The organism is Lactococcus sp. SK2-659 (assembly GCF_020218185.2).
GTDB lineage: Bacteria > Bacillota > Bacilli > Lactobacillales > Streptococcaceae > Lactococcus > Lactococcus lactis.
Window position 1 is genome coordinate 1,429,009 of sequence record NZ_JAIWQZ020000001.1, and the last position, 17,521, is coordinate 1,446,529.

21 protein-coding genes are annotated in these 17,521 nt (G+C 34.4%); 4 read left to right on the forward strand and 17 right to left on the reverse strand.

The features are described from left to right. Positions 1-97: 97 nt before the first annotated feature. Together LDP15_RS06710 and LDP15_RS06715 are read left to right on the forward strand one after the other, a co-directional pair. Positions 98-1,603, forward strand: a complete 1,506-nt coding sequence (locus tag LDP15_RS06710) for an MDR family MFS transporter (protein WP_015425937.1) — start codon at positions 98-100, stop codon at positions 1,601-1,603. A 148-nt stretch (positions 1,604-1,751) separates the two neighbouring features. Continuing rightward, a complete protein-coding gene (locus LDP15_RS06715; protein WP_003129515.1) occupies positions 1,752-2,195 on the forward strand; it encodes a flavodoxin in 444 nt (147 codons plus the stop codon). Positions 2,196-2,252: 57 nt separating this feature from the next. On the opposite strand, the gene LDP15_RS06720 is transcribed toward LDP15_RS06715, so the two are convergent. Together LDP15_RS06720 and LDP15_RS06725 are read right to left on the reverse strand one after the other, a co-directional pair. After that, on the reverse strand, positions 2,253-2,591 hold the full coding sequence (locus LDP15_RS06720; RefSeq protein ID WP_324249846.1) for an inorganic diphosphatase: 339 nt from the start codon (positions 2,589-2,591) through the stop codon (positions 2,253-2,255). A gap of 39 nt (positions 2,592-2,630) precedes the next feature. After that, on the reverse strand, positions 2,631-3,389 hold the full coding sequence (locus tag LDP15_RS06725; RefSeq protein WP_015425936.1) for an RNA methyltransferase: 759 nt from the start codon (positions 3,387-3,389) through the stop codon (positions 2,631-2,633). A gap of 299 nt (positions 3,390-3,688) precedes the next feature. Here LDP15_RS06725 and LDP15_RS06730 point away from each other — a divergent pair, with 299 nt between their 5' ends. Then, positions 3,689-3,982 (forward strand): acylphosphatase, encoded by a 294-nt coding sequence (locus LDP15_RS06730; protein WP_015425935.1) that lies wholly within the window; start codon positions 3,689-3,691, stop codon positions 3,980-3,982. Between the two features lie 104 nt (positions 3,983-4,086). Here LDP15_RS06730 and serB read toward each other — a convergent pair whose 3' ends face one another. The 14 genes from serB to LDP15_RS06800 form a co-directional block, all read right to left on the reverse strand. Further along, a complete protein-coding gene (gene serB, locus LDP15_RS06735) occupies positions 4,087-4,737 on the reverse strand; it encodes a phosphoserine phosphatase SerB (protein ID WP_225513503.1) in 651 nt (216 codons plus the stop codon). 23 nt (positions 4,738-4,760) lie between these two features. Next, entirely contained in the window at positions 4,761-5,957 is a 1,197-nt protein-coding gene (locus LDP15_RS06740) for a phosphoglycerate dehydrogenase (RefSeq protein ID WP_015425933.1), read from the reverse strand. Further along, positions 5,954-7,051, reverse strand: coding sequence for a 3-phosphoserine/phosphohydroxythreonine transaminase (serC, locus tag LDP15_RS06745; RefSeq protein WP_042230120.1), 1,098 nt, complete (start codon positions 7,049-7,051; stop codon positions 5,954-5,956). The genes LDP15_RS06740 and serC overlap by 4 nt, the downstream gene beginning before the upstream one ends. Before the next feature lie 126 nt (positions 7,052-7,177). Beyond that, a complete protein-coding gene (locus LDP15_RS06750; RefSeq protein ID WP_015425931.1) occupies positions 7,178-7,780 on the reverse strand; it encodes a lysozyme family protein in 603 nt (200 codons plus the stop codon). Positions 7,781-7,941: 161 nt separating this feature from the next. Further along, on the reverse strand, positions 7,942-9,189 hold the full coding sequence (glyA, locus tag LDP15_RS06755; protein ID WP_015425930.1) for a serine hydroxymethyltransferase: 1,248 nt from the start codon (positions 9,187-9,189) through the stop codon (positions 7,942-7,944). A gap of 230 nt (positions 9,190-9,419) precedes the next feature. Then, complete coding sequence (locus LDP15_RS06760; protein WP_026138870.1) at positions 9,420-10,004, reverse strand: L-threonylcarbamoyladenylate synthase; 585 nt, start codon at positions 10,002-10,004, stop codon at positions 9,420-9,422. A gap of 332 nt (positions 10,005-10,336) precedes the next feature. Further along, on the reverse strand, positions 10,337-10,801 hold the full coding sequence (locus LDP15_RS06765) for a GNAT family N-acetyltransferase (protein WP_012897311.1): 465 nt from the start codon (positions 10,799-10,801) through the stop codon (positions 10,337-10,339). Positions 10,802-10,834: 33 nt separating this feature from the next. Beyond that, positions 10,835-11,647 carry a peptide chain release factor N(5)-glutamine methyltransferase gene (prmC, locus tag LDP15_RS06770; protein ID WP_015425929.1) on the reverse strand — a complete coding sequence of 271 codons (813 nt, stop codon included), beginning with the start codon at positions 11,645-11,647 and terminating at the stop codon, positions 10,835-10,837. Positions 11,648-11,752: 105 nt separating this feature from the next. Then, the gene (gene nfsA / locus LDP15_RS06775; protein WP_015425928.1) at positions 11,753-12,508 is read right to left on the reverse strand and encodes an oxygen-insensitive NADPH nitroreductase; all 756 of its coding nucleotides are present in this window, start codon (positions 12,506-12,508) and stop codon (positions 11,753-11,755) included. Positions 12,509-12,570: 62 nt separating this feature from the next. Further along, positions 12,571-13,098: a hypothetical protein gene (locus LDP15_RS06780; RefSeq protein ID WP_015425927.1), complete on the reverse strand. Its 528-nt coding sequence runs from the start codon at positions 13,096-13,098 to the stop codon at positions 12,571-12,573. Further along, positions 13,098-14,171 carry a peptide chain release factor 1 gene (gene prfA, locus LDP15_RS06785; protein ID WP_003129495.1) on the reverse strand — a complete coding sequence of 358 codons (1,074 nt, stop codon included), beginning with the start codon at positions 14,169-14,171 and terminating at the stop codon, positions 13,098-13,100. The genes LDP15_RS06780 and prfA overlap by 1 nt, the downstream gene beginning before the upstream one ends. 17 nt (positions 14,172-14,188) lie before the next feature. Then, positions 14,189-14,632 carry a hypothetical protein gene (locus tag LDP15_RS06790; RefSeq protein ID WP_012897307.1) on the reverse strand — a complete coding sequence of 148 codons (444 nt, stop codon included), beginning with the start codon at positions 14,630-14,632 and terminating at the stop codon, positions 14,189-14,191. 55 nt (positions 14,633-14,687) lie between these two features. Continuing rightward, entirely contained in the window at positions 14,688-15,257 is a 570-nt protein-coding gene (locus tag LDP15_RS06795; protein ID WP_012897306.1) for a thymidine kinase, read from the reverse strand. 545 nt (positions 15,258-15,802) lie between these two features. Next, positions 15,803-16,216 (reverse strand): Ohr family peroxiredoxin, encoded by a 414-nt coding sequence (locus LDP15_RS06800; protein WP_015425926.1) that lies wholly within the window; start codon positions 16,214-16,216, stop codon positions 15,803-15,805. 100 nt (positions 16,217-16,316) lie between these two features. Here LDP15_RS06800 and LDP15_RS06805 point away from each other — a divergent pair, with 100 nt between their 5' ends. Next, positions 16,317-16,748, forward strand: a complete 432-nt coding sequence (locus tag LDP15_RS06805) for a MarR family winged helix-turn-helix transcriptional regulator (RefSeq protein WP_058203189.1) — start codon at positions 16,317-16,319, stop codon at positions 16,746-16,748. A gap of 52 nt (positions 16,749-16,800) precedes the next feature. On the opposite strand, the gene LDP15_RS06810 is transcribed toward LDP15_RS06805, so the two are convergent. After that, positions 16,801-17,310, reverse strand: coding sequence for a hypothetical protein (locus LDP15_RS06810; RefSeq protein ID WP_015425924.1), 510 nt, complete (start codon positions 17,308-17,310; stop codon positions 16,801-16,803). Between the last annotated feature and the right edge of the window lie 211 nt (positions 17,311-17,521).

Sequence of the window (17,521 nt, forward strand, 5' to 3'; positions counted from 1 at the left end):
ATTTTGCACTTAAGGTACAAAATGTATGTTATTTTTAAATTATAATTTCTAAGTTTCGATAACTTAGTTTTCGTTCAGACGAAAGAAAGGATTAACGATGGCAAAATCAAAAAAGAATGAAAAAGAAAAATTGCCAAAGGAATTGACGCGAAATGCTTGGATTTTAGTCGTTGGTGCTATTGCTCCAATGCTTGATTCAACCATGGTCAATATCGCAATCAACAAACTTCAAAGTGACTTACATACTTCACTAGACATGATTCAGTGGGCAATTACAGGCTACGTTCTTGCACTTGCTGTAGCCGTCCCTGTCTGTGGTTATGTTGTCAATCACATTGATGGAAAAAAAGTAATGCAGTGGTCACTCCTTAGTTTTGGACTTTTTAGCTTTTTATCTGGAATTGCTTGGAATATTGATAGTTTTATCATTTTCCGAGCTGTTCAAGGATTTTCAGCTGGTTTTATCACTTTACTGATGACAACCCTGCTAATGCAAATTACGCCTCCAGATAAACTTGGTCAATTGATGGCTGTTGTCTCAACTCCTATTATTCTTGGACCAATTATCGGGCCAGTACTTGGTGGTGCAATTGTATCTGGAGCAAATTGGCACTGGATTTTCTATGTTAATATTCCGGTCGTAATTATTGCAGTCCTTCTTAATCATTTTTATCTGACTTCTTTCAAACCTTTCAACCCTAAAGCTAAACTAGATTGGTTTGGAACACTCCTTTTGGCTAGCGGTTCTGTGGGGTTAATTTATGGAATGATGAAGGGTTCAACTAATGCTAAAAATTTTTTCAATAGTCAAATGATTACTTTTGTCATCATTGGCTTAGCCTTGTTTGTTATTTACGGAATTTATAATCGCATTCGCAAAAATAATACTGTTCTTCCGCTCAGATTTTTCAAATCTAAAAACTTCACTGCAGCGAATATTGGAATCTTTTTAGCTGGAATTGCTTCTAATGGACCTATGCTTTTACTGCCACTTTTCTTTCAAAATACAAAAGGCTTTACAGCCGTTGAAGCAGGTTTAATGTTGATTCCCCAAGGGCTTGGTATGATGATGACCCGACCTTTGATTGGGAAAATGATTGACCGTATGGGAGCTCGTCCTGTAGTACTTGTTTCCCTGGCTACTTCCCTTCTTGGAACAATTCCTTTCATTTTTGTTCACGAAAATACAAATTTGATTTGGTTGGGATTGGTTTTATTTGTTCGTGGAATGGGAATTGGTGGTTTGCAAATGCCAATGATGACTGATATTTTCATTGGTTTAGATAAACAAGATATTCCTGGTGCATCAGTAGGACAAAGAATCATTCAAAACGTTGGTTCATCTTTTGGTTCAGCCGTCATCTCGGCAGTTGTGACGGCGGTTGTGACGTCTGAAATTGCTGGACAGATGACAACTAAACTACATCAATTAGCGGCGATGCACACCAATTTAACACCGACTGTCATTGCAAGAGCAAAAACTTCTGTTGAAAAAGCGGTCACGCTTAATGGTTATCAACTTGGCTTTCTTGTCTCTTCAATTGTTTTAATTGTGATTGCTATTCCAGCCATGTTCCTTTCACAAAAGAAGGTCAACAAATAAAATTCGTAGTTTTTAGCTTTGATTTCACTTGTTTTTTGATATAATTGAATTGAATTATCTCAATAATAGATAGATGAACTTTAATCAATTAACTGAGCTTGGAGCGCTAAATTGTATGGCTCCTTGCATCTTATAGGAGAGTGAAAAAATGCCATTAGCAAAAATTGTATATGCAAGTATGACAGGAAATACTGAAGCTTGTGCCGATATTGTCGCTGATAAACTTGAAGAATTAGGTTTTGAAGTAGAACTTGACGAATGTTCTTCTGTTGATGCCGATGAGATGGCTGATGCTGATCTTTGTATCGTTGGAACTTACACTTACGGTGACGGTGAATTACCTGACGAAATTGTCGATTTTTATGAAGAATTAGCTGAGGTTGATTTATCTGGTAAAATTTACGGTTGTTTCGGGTCAGGTGATACTTTCTATGATGACTTCTGTATTTGTGTCGATATGTTTGAAGCGCAATTTGAAAAAACTGGCGCAACAAAAGGAGCTGAACTTGTTCGTGTTGACTTGTCTCCTGAAGATGAAGACGAAGCTCATCTCGAAGCCTTTGCGGAAACTTTGGCGGCTCACTTTAACTGATTGAGTTAAGATAAGTGATAAAAATTACTGACAGGTTTTCTGTCAGTAATTTTTTATTTATTTGACCATTTCAATCTCACTGTCAAAATATTGTTCTTGAAAATGAATTGCTTGTTCAATTTCTGATTTTGTGAAATTTTCAGTTGGACTGGTTAGTACCCATTTGTCTTCGACATCATCTTTTCTGTGGATAATAGCAATGAGCTTGCCAGTAAAATTTGTCAGGGCTTTTTGATTTTCTGGCAAATTTGACAAAATATAAACATCTTGTTCTTCGCCATCACCAGCAATAATTCCTTCAATGTATCCGTAATTTATTGGATAAGTTGTTCCATGATGAACATAACCCATTGGGCGGTCCATTTTTGCAGTGTAAATCTTCATACCCACCTCCATTTTTTACTGACAGCACCGAGAAAATTTCTGTCAGTAATTTTATAATGAAAACATCAAAATTCCAGCTGCTACAGCCACATTTAAAGATTCTGCTTGCCCTGACATGTCAATATGAACGAGTTTGTCAGCAGCTTTAACGGCTTCGTCAGAAACTCCGGCCCCTTCATTTCCCATAATCAATGCGAAGTGTGGTTCATTGATTACTTTATAAGACACAGAATTTGCTGACAGCGTGGTCGTCAATATTGAAATGCCGGCTTTTTTAAGTTGAGCAAAACAATCTTCTTTAGCCATTCGTACAAGCGGCAAATGAAAATTTGAGCCTTGCATAGACCGCATGACCTTTGGACTGTAAATATCTGCGGTTTCGCCAAGTAATATAACAGCCGAAAATCCAGCCGCATCAGCTGTTCTAATCATTGTCCCTACATTTCCTGGGTCTTGTACGTTTTCTAAAAGTAAAAATTTTGCTGCTGAAAAATCAATGACTTCTTCAATTTTTGTCACTTCAGCAATCAATCCTTGTGGACTTTCGCTGTCAGCTAAAGATTTCAACACTTCTTTACTGACCAGATTTACAGATAAGTCTGTCAGTGATTTTTCAGACCCAATCATTTCTGTCAGTTTAGTCAGTTTATTTTCTTCAACAAAAATTTGTTTTATTGAACGACCAGCTTTCAGTGCTTCCTCCAACAAATGAAAGCCTTCGATGAGATATGAATTTTTGCGGTATTTTTTTGTCAGCAATTTTCTTGCTTCTTTAATTTTTTTATTATCTTTTGAACTGATGATTTCCATTCTCCAATTATATCATAGCCAGTAAGGCGAAACAAAGTTTTACATTACCAGTATCCATTGCATTGATAATCAAATGAAGTGTTGTATATCTGTAAGCTAGTTCTTTCATCTAAAAACAATCATTTCCCACTGAGTGATTGTGACTTGTGAAAAACATAGATCCTTTTGGTTGGGACAGGAAAGCATAAGCAGTGAAACTTTTATCAGATTTTTGCTAATCTTGCTGGTGCTTATGTTATAATAAAAGAAAACGTTTTAACTATTATCATTTCAACAAGGCAAAGCTAGGAGGTCTTAAGATGTTCAAAGTAAAAATGATTGTTTCGGGGCGCGTTCAGGGCGTCGGATTTCGTTATTTTGTTATCATAAGTGCGCGTGAACTGGGCATTTTAGGGCGTGTTTGGAATAATGATGACGGTACAGTTGAAATACTCGCGCAAACAGAGGATGAAAAAAAATTAGAAGAATTCACTGCCATTGTTCGTGGGCAAAAATCAAGTAAAGGACGTCTTTCACCCTTTGCTAAAGTCACTGATGTCAAATCAAGCCCCGCAAATTTTCCTGATTTCACAGACTTCAATATCAAATATTAGAAATTAAAAAATACTGATAAAAACCTTGTCAGTTCAATGCGACCAAGATGAGTATAGAAAAATTACTGACGGAAATTCCGTCAGTAATTTTTTACATTTACATTTCATTCCTTATCAGCAAGTTTATTCACAAATTTCAAAACGGTCAGTAAATTTCGCTTATCAATATGATAGGAAACAGCAGCTTTGACCGCAGGTTTTGCACAAAAGGCAATCCCAATACCAGCTGTATTTAGCATTGGAATATCATTTGCGCCATCACCTACAGCAATAACCTCAGATAAATTCAACTTATTTTCATTTGCCCATTGTTTGAGCCTATCAACTTTGAAATCTTTATCCACAACTGTCCCATGAGTTTTTCCAGTCAAATGGCCATTTTCCACAGACAAACGATTTGCAAAAACATAATCTATTTTTAAATCTCTTGCGATTTTATCCACTATTTCATGAAAACCACCAGAAACAAGGCCAACTTTCCAGCCTTTCGCATGCAAAGTTTCAATTAATCCCGTTGCACCCTTAGTTAAATGAATTTCTTTGTAAACATCGTCAAAAATAGTTGTGGGCAAACCAGAAAGCAAAGCCACCCTTTCTCTCAAAGATTCCTTAAAATCAATTTCGCCAGACATGGCGGCAGCCGTAATTTCTGAAATCTTATCACCCATACCCGCTTTTTTCCCTAAGAGATCAATGACCTCTTCTTCAATCAATGTGCTATCCACATCCATCACAAGTAATCCTTTTGCAGCCATTTTCTTCCTTTTCCATTCGTTTTTTAAACTAAACTCTGGTTTTCAATTAAGCGAACACGAATAATATTATCAGCAGCCTCAAAACGTGAAACTAAAGCCGCCAACTTTCCTTCATCTTTTTCATCCAAATCAAGTAAAGTATAGGCAAAATCTCCTTGACCACGATTAACAATATTAGCAATATTAATATTTTCTGCTGCCACCGCAAGTGAAATTTGAGCCACAACATTAGGCACATTTTTATTGATTAAGGTCACACGATAAGGGGTATTCAACTCTTGCAAAACACGTGGAAAATTGACTGAATTAATAATTTCGCCAGTTTTCAAATAAGTTTGAACAGAATCAAGAGCCATTCTTGTGCAATTTAAACTCGCTTCCACCGTTGAGCCGCCTAAATGAGGAGTTAAAAAAACTTGTGGATGATGATAAAATTTTTCAGATCCAAAATCCGTTCCAAAAAAGCGGACAATTCCCTCATCAATCGCTTTAAGCACTGCTTCTTTATCCGTAATCTCATCTCGTGCATAATTGAGCAAAATCACTCCCTTTTTACACTTAGATAAATTTTTCCAATTTAACATCTCTCTTGTTTCATCCGTTGCTGGCGTATGAACCGTGATATAATCTGCCTTCTCAAAAATCTCAGCTAAATCATTCACTCTTTTAACATGATGCGATAAATTCCAAGCATGCTCAATTGAAAGATATGGGTCATAACCAATAACTTTCATTCCTAAACGCTGTGCATCATTGGCAACTTTTGAACCAATATTTCCAAGGCCAATTACCCCTAAAGTTTTTCCTGAAATTTCAGAACCAGAAAATGCCTTTTTCCCATGTTCAACCACCCCATCAATGACTTTATCATCGCCTTTTTGACCAGTCAACCATTTGTTTGCTGGTTTTAAATTACGCGTTCCAAAAATCATCATTGACAAAACTAATTCTTTAACCGCATTGGCATTCCCACCAGGCGCATTAAAGACTACAATCCCTTTACTGGCACACTTTTCTATCGGAATATTATTAAAACCAGCACCAGCACGTCCAATCGCCAAAAGCGCTTTGGAAAACTCATAATCGTGGAAAGGCTGAGCCCGACAAATAAATGCGTCAGATTCAGCTTCTGACACTTGATTAACAAGAAAGCCTTCGCCAATTTCATCTAGTGCGATTTGGTCGATATTATTTCCAATTGTTTGGATATGATAAGTCATTTATATTCCTCTTCAAATTCTTTCATAAATTTCACTAATTCAACAACCCCCTCTAAAGGAAAAGCGTTGTAAATACTTGCTCTCATTCCTCCCACGGAACGATGACCTTTGAGTGATTTGAAACCTTTTTCTTCAGCTTTTTGGGTGAATAGCTCATCCAATTCTTGGCTTGGACTTGTAAAAACAACATTGCAAATCGACCGCTCATCTTTATTTTTGATTGGGTTCTGATAAAAGTCAGATTGGTCAATTAAATCATACAACAATTGAGCTTTTCTCTGATTCATTTCTTCGAGTTTTTTTACACCACCTTGTGCTTTTACCCATTTGAAAACCAGCCCGGCCACATAAATAGCAAAAGTCGGCGGGGTATTGTACATCGACCCATTTTTAGCCAAAATCTTATAATCCATCATTGATGAGAGGCTTTCAGCTTCATTCAGTAAGTCTTCACGAATAATGACAATGGTTAAACCAGCAATACCTAAATTTTTCTGAGCTCCAGCGTAAATTAAGCCAAATTTACTCACATCATAATCAACCGCCAAAATATTTGAACTCATATCAGCAACCAAAGGAAGGCTTGCAAACTCAGGCAAATTTTCAGGAAAAATACTTGTTCCTTCAATCGTATTATTCGTTGTCAAATGGAGATAGGCCCCATTTTTTTCATCAATTTTAGATTTATCAATTTTCAATAGATGATTATAATTATCTTTTTTAGTTGAGCCCAAACTAATCGGTATTAAATCAAGGAAATGACTCAATTTCACCGCTTCATCATAAGCCTTTTCACCAAAGGCGCCCGAAATATTGTAATAAGCCTTTTTGCCAATTGCCAAATTCATTGGAACCATTGAAAATTGACTGGAAGCTCCCCCTTGTAAAAACAAAATTTTATAGTTTTGAGGAATCGACATCAAATCACGCAAATCGTTCTCAGCCTCATCAATTACTTTTTGGAAAGCCTTGGAGCGATGCGAAATTTCCATCACTGACATACCACTTTTTTCAAAGTCTAACAGTTCTTCTTTAACCTTCTTCAAGACTTCCTTTGGAAGTACACTGGGTCCTGCGCCAAAATTATAAATCATCGATTTCACTTCCTCAAATTATTTATTAATCACTATTATAGTATAATTTTCTGATAATTCAAATATAAAAAAATACTGTTCGACAAAAAAGCACAGTCAACTGTGTTTTTCTGCCTTAACAGTAATTTACCAATTTAATAAATCAAGTAAGAGCATGTTCCATTCAACCTCTTTGGCATAAAAAATATTCCCACCATTAGAGTAGAGTTTTCCTTTATTATAAATCAATGAATCCAGAGTCAAATGATAATAAGTTTCACCTGTTGTATTTCCTAAACTTGGCGCAACGACATCACGAGAATAATCCTTAGAAAGAGCGATTGTGTTCTTTCCACCATGAGCAGCTATGTAATCAACATAGGCCTTCCCATAGTTATAAGCCTGAACTCCTGCCCAAGCGTCAACCTTTTTTTGTGAAGCATATTCTAAAACTTTTGACAAATTAGAAATACCTTGTTTAATACTTTCTTGTTCTGTTGAGAAAGTATTTGTTGTGCCATTCAAGCTTTCACTTGATTGCATAATATCAACTTGTTTTCCTTTAGTTTCTGTATAAATAATTGCCAAAGCCAACTTTGTATCACCACTCAAGCCTTGTGCTTCAAGGGTTTTTTCGACTTCTGCCTCATAAGACATTACGTGTTTCACATTTTCATGCATCCGGTAAACATAAAAACCACTGAATACAAGAAGTATCAGTACTATTAATCCAATTAATTTTTTAAACATTTCACTTACCTAAATTTTCTGACTGCTCTTATTCTTTACTAGCACATATCATTATTTTTTTTGCAGTCATTTTTTATATAAGTTCTATTATAACACTTCTCTTTTAAATTTAGCTTAACATTAAAAAATTAGACAAATTTTCTTTGTCTAATTTTTTGATATTATAAGGGAAATTGACGAGTCAGTTCTAAAGCTGCTTTCCTAACTTCCGCAAGTTTTTCTTGATTATCGTGATTAACCAAAGCTTCTGAGACCAATTGTGCAACTTTTTTCGCTTCAATTTCTTTAAATCCTCTTGAAGTAATCGCTGCTGCTCCAATTCGCACACCTGAAGTTTTAAATGGTGATAATGTTTCATCAGGAATTGCTTCTTTATTGAGTGTGATGTGAACACTATCCAATAAATCTTGAGCTTCTTTCCCATTAATTCCTAAGTCTAAAACTTTAAGATTAAGCAAATGATTATCTGAACCACCAGCTATCAATCGTAAGCCTTCCACTTTAGCAAATTCCTCAGCCATTGCTTGCGTATTTTTAATGACTTGTTCAATATAGATCGTGAATTCTGGGTCAAGTGCTTCTTTAAAAGCTACTGCTTTTGCTGCAATGACATGTTCTAAAGGCCCACCTTGAGTTCCAGGGAAGATTGCAGAGTTAATTTTCTTGGCCAAAGCTTCATCGTTAGTCAAAATCATTCCACCACGAGGGCCACGAAGGGTTTTATGTGTTGTTGTTGTAACGACATCAGCATAAGGAAGTGGATTAGGATGCGCACCAGTCGCTACCAATCCAGCAATATGAGCCATATCAACCATTAATTTTGCTCCAACGCTATCAGCAATTTCACGGAACTTAGCAAAATCAATCAGGCGTGAATAGGCAGAAGCGCCAGCAACAATCAGTTTAGGTTGAACTTCTTTAGCAATTTTTAAAATTTCATCATAATCTAAAAGCTCAGTTTCAGAATTAACTCCATAAGGAACAAAATGATAAGTTTTTCCTGAAAAATTGACTGAAGCCCCATGAGTCAAGTGACCGCCAGCATTTAAATCCATTCCTAAGACTGTGTCTCCAGGTTGAATTAATGCCATATAAGCTGCCGCATTGGCTTGAGAACCTGAGTGAGGTTGAACATTGGCAAATTTTGCGCCGAAAAGTTCTTTTGCTCGTTCAATAGCCAAATTTTCTACAACATCAACCGCTTCTGTTCCTCCATAATAACGTTTCCCAGGATAACCTTCGGCATATTTATTTGTCAAAACAGAACCTTGTGCTGCCATAACTGCTTTTGAAACAATATTTTCTGAAGCAATTAATTCAATATTTTGTTGCTGACGAATTTCCTCAGCATGAATGGCTGCCCACAATTCTGGGTCAAAACTTTCAAAATCTTCTTTATCAAAAATCATTGGTTCTCCTTGTATGTCTTTTGGGATATTTTAAAAAATATAAGTAGAATTTTATAGTCATTAGCGCTATAAACTTAATCAGTTAATTTTAGTTTACTTTCGCAAGCAAACTTTCAACTCTAAAACTATTATATCGGCTAAAGGCTCTTTTTTGAAATAAGTTGGCTTGTAAATCTCATCATTGCCAAAGAATGTTCGGAAATTTTTAGATTACTTTTTCTCAGCTTATTTTATTCAATTTGACCAAGTTCAGGAACTTTTTTAAGTAATTCTTCTTTAGTAACGGCTCCTTGACGCAGTAATTTTGGTTTTTCTTGCGTCAAATCGATGATTGTTGTATCTAGTCCATAGATACTATCATCTTGAACAGCGACTGCGGCATTTTCTAAAATTTCAGGACTTAAATCGGCAAAGAAACTTGGACTTTTAGAACCACTTAAATTGGCAGAAGGTCCGACCAAAACACCGACTTCTTTGATAATTTTTTGGGTTACTGCAATATTTGGCATTCTAAAACCAACAGTACTTTTTCCAATATGAATCCATTCAGGAACATCTTTAGATGCCTCTAAAATAATGGTTAGAGGTCCAGGAAGAAAGGCTTCCACAATTTTTTGGAGATAAACTGGTTGATTGATTGAATATTTTAAAATATCTTCAAAGCTTGAAATATTCATATTTAAAGCTTTTTCTGTTGGACGTCCTTTAACTGAATAGAGTTTTTGGACTGCTTCTTCATTCATCGCATCTGCAAAGAGACCGTAAACTGTTTCTGTTGGTAAAATAGCTAACTGACCAGATTTTAGTGCTTTGATAGCTCTAGCTGATAAACGATTTTTATTATTATTCTCTTTTTCTGACTGCTTGTCTAGTTCTTTTTGTAATGTTTTTGCTTCAATAAAAAGATTTTCTCTGATATTTTTCAAATCATCTGGTACTTTGTAGGGACGACGAAAGAGAAAACCAATAATACCATAAAATCCACCTTCGACTTTTTCAAGTTCATTAGCAAAATTATTGAGTCCCCCTTGCACAAACTTCAAATTTTCTTTAGCTTGGTCTATCTTGTTTGACTCAACCAAAGTTTTGATATCTTTTAATTGCACTTGCAAAAAAGAGGACATTGTTCGTAAATCATTTTCAACTTTCATTTTAACTTCTTTCTTAAATATATTTTATCTTTTAACTGAACTTTTCCTTCAAAAATAGGATGATCATAATTATCAAGAAAATAATTGGAAATTTTATGAGTAATTGTGAAGCCGCATTTTTCATAGAAAGCTACATTGTTTGAAACATCATCTGTTCCAAGAATTAGCTCATCAGCTGCTAAATTTTCTTTCAAATATGTGATGAGTTGTTTCATCATTTGCTGACCGAATCCTTGTCCTTGAAAACTAGTTTCTACCGCGAAATTCTCAATTTCAAAAGTATTTTTTTGTTTTTTTATGACTACAGCACAGGCAACGGTCTTGCCATTTTTTAATGACAGAGTAAATAAATCACCATTTTCCAGATAATTTTCTAAATGTGGTCCATCATCAGCTAATAATAATATTGGTAAAAAATCTTCTTTTTGCTGAAATACTTGTTCAAAAATTAAAGAATTCATTTTTCTCCTTAAATATACCAACTGTAGCTTTTATCATTTGATATTAATCATTCGATCTTTTCCAAATATATCCTGATGAATACTAACAAGCTTGTCAGTAAATTTTTCTTGAAACATAGCTTGGACAGCTTGTCCTTGCTTATAGCCAATTTCCAAATAAATTTTTCCATTATCAGTCAGATGGTTGACCGCTTGGTCAGCAATTTTTTGATAAATTGCTAATCCCTGATTTTCCGCAAAAAGCGCTAAATCAGGTTCATATTTAATGACAGAATTATCCATTTCGTAAGTTTCATCAAAAGCAATATATGGCGGATTAGAAACGATAATATCAAAGCTGTCAGTAATTTTATCTAGTACATCTGATTGAACGAATTCCAAATTAGCCTGATTTATTTCAGCATTTTCAGCTGCTAAAGTTAGTGCCTCTTTAGAAATATCAGAAGCTTTTACTGACCAATTTTCACGCGCTTGAGCTAGAGAAATGGCAATCGCTCCTGACCCTGTTCCAATATCTAAAATTTTGAGGGAATCATTCTCATTTTCAGCCAAAATCATTTCCACTAATTCTTCAGTTTCAGGACGAGGAATCAAAACACGCTCATCGACCTTCAATTTCAAATCACGGAATTCTGCCCAACCCACTATATATTGTGGAGGCTCTTTTTGATGAAGACGTTCTGACACTTCTGTCAGTAATTTTAATTCTTGGTCAGTAATTTTTTCTCGCATTAAATTCAACCAAGATAATTTATCAAGTTCATGTAAATTTCGCCAGACAAATTCCAACTCAAAAGGGTCTTCTAAATCTGCTGACAAAGTTCGCACAGCTTCAATCCAAAGCATTTTTCTTTTTCTACTTTCCAATATTAATTATTTTTCTAATATCTTTTTAAATTACTCTTCCAAGTATAGCAAAAAAGCCCAATAAAATCAGGCTTAATCAACTTTTCAGTTTAATGTAAATCCTTGCTTTTTCAAAAATTTGGCAACATCCTCACGCCGTGGATTTGTCAGAAAATTGCTCATTTCCTGCGTCCAATCAGTAGACTTTTGATGATGACTCCGATTGGCATAGTAAGCTGAAGTTTGTTCATTATAATCCTGTAAATCACTCACTGCCACACGATTATAAGCATTAACTGACAAAATATTTGTTCTTGGTAAACGTGGTTTAACTTCATTTCGTGTTTTTGGCATCCCAATTGTAAGACCAAAAAGTGGAACAGTCAATTCTGGTAAATCCAGTAAATCTGCCACTTTAGCAATATCATTACGAATTCCACCAATATAACAAATTCCAAGCCCCATAGATTCTGCAGCTATCGCCATATTCTGTGCAGCAATTGTAGTATCAACAATGGCAACCGTCAATGCTTCCATATTCTGGAGAGCCTTCACATCCTTATTTTCTGTCCGTAAAATCTGAGCTTGTCGATACCAGTCAGCCACAAATATATAAAAAACACCTGTTTGATTCACATAATCATCTGAACCTGATATCTTAGCCAGTTCACGACGTAAATCATTATCCGCTATCTCAATGATTGAATAAGCTTGTAGAAAATTAGATGAAGCTCCAGACTGTGCAGCTTTTAGCAACAACTCCTTGACATCAGCTGACAAAGGCTCTGCTTTAAAATCACGAACTGATGCGTGGAGCAACATTTTTTCAATCGTTGGATTCATGATTGTTTCATCATTCATCAAAATAAGTTCCTCACTACTAATAATTTTTATAAGTAATCATTATTTTACAAGATTCTCTGCTAAATAAGAGGCGAAATTCGAGTTAAAAGATAAGCACATAAAGGGATTTTTACTTCTTGAGCTGGAAAAAGCAAAGCATACTGCTTTCGATTTTGATTCGTTTCGGAAACCAACTCTTCTAAAGTTCCAAGTTTTGCTCCAAGTTCTGAGAAAGATTGACGTAAAGGATTTTTACTGTATTTTCCCAATTCAGACAAAGGTAAACTTTTCTTGGTCCGACTCCAGTCTTCATCTTTTTTTACTTCTTGCCAAAGTCGACAATATTGCTTTTCTTTATAATTTTCAATTGACATCCGAGTTCTTTGCGCTCGGTGCAAATGTTTAGAAAGAGACTCTATCTTTTCCGCAACTACCCAAACATCTCCATTTTCACCCCTACAATAAAGTAAATCAAAAGATAAATCAAAGCCTTTAACCTTAAAAATAGTCACCTCTGTTGAAACATTATTCACCTTTTTTGAAGTTTGCATTTTCCTATTTTCATGTCCCACTTCTCGAATAACAAAATCTTCAAATTCAAAATCCATTATTTATTTAATTCTTCTAATTTTTTAGTTTGGTCATAGACAATCAAAGCATCAATCACTTCATCCATTTTCCCAGATAAAATACTATCCAACTTTTGTAAAGTTAAGCCAATCCGGTGATCAGTCACACGGTTTTGTGGGAAATTGTAAGTTCTAATCCGCTCAGAACGATCCCCAGTTCCGACAGTTGATTTACGTTCTGCATTTTGCTTATCCAATTCAATTTGTTGATAGTAATCAAAGACTTTTGTATTCAACAATTTAATAGCTTTATCCCGATTTTTTTGTTGCGTCCGTTCTTCTTGCATTTCCACTTTAATCCCAGTTGGTAAATGGACCATACGTACCGCAGTAGCAACCTTATTGACATTCTGTCCACCAGCACCAGAGGCGTGGTAAATATCTACACGTAAATCTTTTTGGTCGATTGTCATCTCAAATTCTTCAACCTCAGGCATAACAAGAACAGTAGCCGTTGATGTATGGACCCGCCCTTGTGTTTCGGTTACAGGAACACGTTGTACTCGGTGAGCACCAGATTCATATTTCAATTTTGAATAAACAGATGGACCAGAAATTAAAGCTGAAACCTCTTTATACCCACCAATTCCGGTGATGTTTGCTTCCATAATTTCAAACTTCCAACCTTGTGATTCAGAAAAATGTTGGTACATATTCAACAAATCACCAGCAAAAAGTGCAGCTTCATCACCACCAGCAGCTCCACGAATTTCTAAAATAATATTTTTTCCATCATTTGGGTCTTTTGGCAAAAGCAAAATTTTGATTTCTTCTTCCAAAAGCTCTTTTTGTGATTTTGCTGATGAAAGTTCTTCTTTGAGCATTTCTTTCATGTCATCATCAAGTCCACCTTCGCCAAGCATTTCTTCACTATCAGAAATTGTTTCAAGAACTTTTTTGTATTCATTATAAGTCGCTACTTTATCACGTAAATCTGCTTCTTCACGCGATAATTCCATAAAACGCTTCGTATCCGAAACCACCTCAGGGTCAGACAATAACTCACCCAATTCTTCATATCTTCCAACTATTGATTCTAACTGATCAAACATTTCTCTATTTCCTTTAATTATTTTTTAGTTTTTAATGGTAAATTTTTGGCCATATTGACAAATGAATCCCATTGTGTCACATCTTGCAGCATGTCTTTTTTAAAAATCATCACTTGATTTCTACCTTGAAAAAAGTGCACACGATCTGAAAAAATTTCAACATTACGTACATTCATTTGAGCTTTAATTTGTTCCTCTGTCACATACATATCAAGTTCTTGTGGCTTAAAATTTTTCAAAAAACGACTTTTCAATTGCCAATGTAAAAAAAGATTTCCTAAAACAAGAACAAGCAAAGCAGAAACAACCGGCCAAAGCCACTGCCCCTTACTCATAAATAAATTAATAACCAAAAAAATAAGCATAATTCCTGAAAAAACAAGCATCATCCGCTTGGTCATTTGACCAAGAATTCTTTGATAATCCTCACCAGTAATCGTTCCTTTAAAATGATAAAACATCGAGTTCCTCCCTCTTGATATAAAGTCTGTCCGTGTAAAATTCTAAACTTATTTTTTAAATTTCTGGCTTAAAATAATGTTTACGACAAACAGGAATATAGGTTTCGTTTCCACCAATTTGCAACTGTTCACCTTCATAAACTGGTTTTCCATCAATTGTCCGAATCACCATTGTTGCCTTTTTACTACAATACCAACAAATCGTTTTAATTTCTTCGATTTTATCTGCAAGCAAAAGTAAATATTTTGAGCCTTCAAAAAGCTCATTACGAAAATCATTTTTCAAACCAAAAGCCATGACTGGAACATTTAGTTCATCCACAACACGAGCAAAATCATAGACATGTTTTTTATTTAAAAATTGTGCCTCATCAATCAGCACACAAAAAGGTTTAGCAGACAGGCTGTTCACATAATCAAAAACAGACATTTCCTCATCAATTGCGACAGCTTCAGCTTTCATCCCGATTCGACTAGCAACTGTCCCAACCCCTGCGCGTGTATCCAGACTAGAAGTCATTAATAAAACAGGCTTCCCCTGTTCCTCGTAATTATGAGCCACTTTCAAAATCTCAATTGATTTTCCTGAATTCATCGTCCCATATTTGAAATATAATTGCGCCATTACTTTTCCTTTTATTTTTTTAGCTTCTAAACCATTGATATCAAAAGTTCTGTACTTCAAAATCCCTAAAGATTACTTCATAAACTTCTCGATTTCTCTAATTTTTACTCAATGAGGTCAAATTAAAACACAACTTAAATTATATCATATTTCATTTATATTTTACCCCTTCTCTCTGTTTTATTAATCCATCAAAGGTTGGAAACGTTACTTCATTTAATGTATATCTTTATAATTTTTCAACAATCATCTCCTTTTTTGAACTCACATTTCAACTACTTATCTATTTTCTTATTTCTTCTTGCACTTGAGATGAAAACACCTATTCTGAATTTTTTTAAAATAAAAAACCAATATTTTTGTTATTGGCTTTTTTTTTAAAATTCTTAATAAGCTCCTCGCTGATTTTTGTATTTTAAATCCTGCATTAATTATTGTTATCTTTTATTTTCAATATATCATCAAAACAAAAAATAATAAGAGTTTTGCGCTCCCTAAACTTGGTAAAAAGTTTAATCTTGGAAAACTGATTTTAGAAAAATCTTTTAGATAGCCTTTATTGTTACTTCAATATTACCTTGAGTAGCCCGGGAATATGGGCAAGTTTTATGTGTTAGTTTCAAGAGTTCTTCTGTTTCTTCAGTACCCACTCCTTCGATATGTCCTGTAATATCAACTCCTAATATTACATCTGGAATTTCATTTTGACTTAGATTATAGAGAGAAACTGTAACTTCAATAGTTGATTCACCCTCTATATTTTTTGATTTCTTAATATAGTCTAAAGCACTATTAAAACAAGCGCTATATCCTGCAGCAAATAATTGCTCTGGATTTGTTGCTCCTTCAACCTTTCTGCCTGGTGCAACAATATCTAAATTAAAACTTTTATCTGGAGAATGGACTTCGCCATTTCGACCGCCAGTATTTATCATTTTTGTAGAAAATATTTTTTTCATTGAAATCCCCTTTTTAAGTTGTTTACAATATAATTGTACTAAATGCAATTACGTTTGACAAATATATAGATTCAGATATAATGAAATGATAGGAGAAAATATGACAGACAATATTCTTAGCAAGGAATTATGTTTTCAATTATACATTGCTTCAAAGGAAATCATAAAAAAATATAATTCTTATTTAAATAGATATTCGCTTACTTATACTGGATTTATCGCTATGTTAGCAATTGAAAACAAGATGACAATAAATAAATTAGGCGATGAACTCTCTTTAGATTCTGGTACATTAAGCCCTCTGCTAAAAAGATTGGAAGCAAAAGGATACATTATAAGAAAACGTTCTGATAAAGATGAAAGAAGTGTTGAGTTATTTCTCACAGATAAGGGAGCACAAGTTAAAAAGGAATTACCTTCTATATCTCTTGAAATTGGTGACAGTTTAGTTTCTTGCAACGAGAATATTAATTATGACTTACTTCTCTCGCAATTACTTACTTTAAATAAAAGTTTGAAAACAGAAATTTAAATATTTATACTTATTTATATAAAAAAACCTGACCTAAGTCAGGTTTTTTTATTTATTGTGAATCTTTTACAGCCTGATCAGATTTTGCTCGAGTATCTTGAACTTCTCGCAATGCTTGATCATTGTCCTGTCCAGACTTTTGCCTTAAATCATTAAGTTGTTGGTTTAATTGAGAAATTATTTGGTTTGCTGTATCAACCTCTTTTTGTTTATCAGCTACTTTTTGATTTCCTTCTGCAATTTTTGTATTGATTTCATTTATCTTTGCATTAATTTCATTTTGTTTGTCAACATTAGCTTGCGTTAATTGAGTTTGCAAAGAATTGACTTGTGAACTTTGTGAATCAACTGAACTTTTTAAGTTTGCTATGGTCTGATTTAAATCAGAAATTACTTGATTTTTACTTTTAACCCGATTTGATAGTGTATCAATATTGTTGTTAATTGTCTGAATTTCTCCATGTCCAGTCCAATAATTATCCGCTAATGATTTAATACCAATACACGTACTAAAAACTATTGCAAAAGTGGTGGCTGCTATGATAATTTTTTTTATTTTCATTTTTATTTTTTCCTTTATTTTTTTCAAATTACACACACAAAGAGCATTGTACCATATACATTACATCAAAACAATACCAATTATGAAAAAAACTGACTTTTTTAGTTATACAAAAAAACTATACCCCTTAAATGTTTGTTAAACAATACTTAAGAACAACACGAAATGCATAACATATAAAACATGCATTATACCACTTTGATAACATATA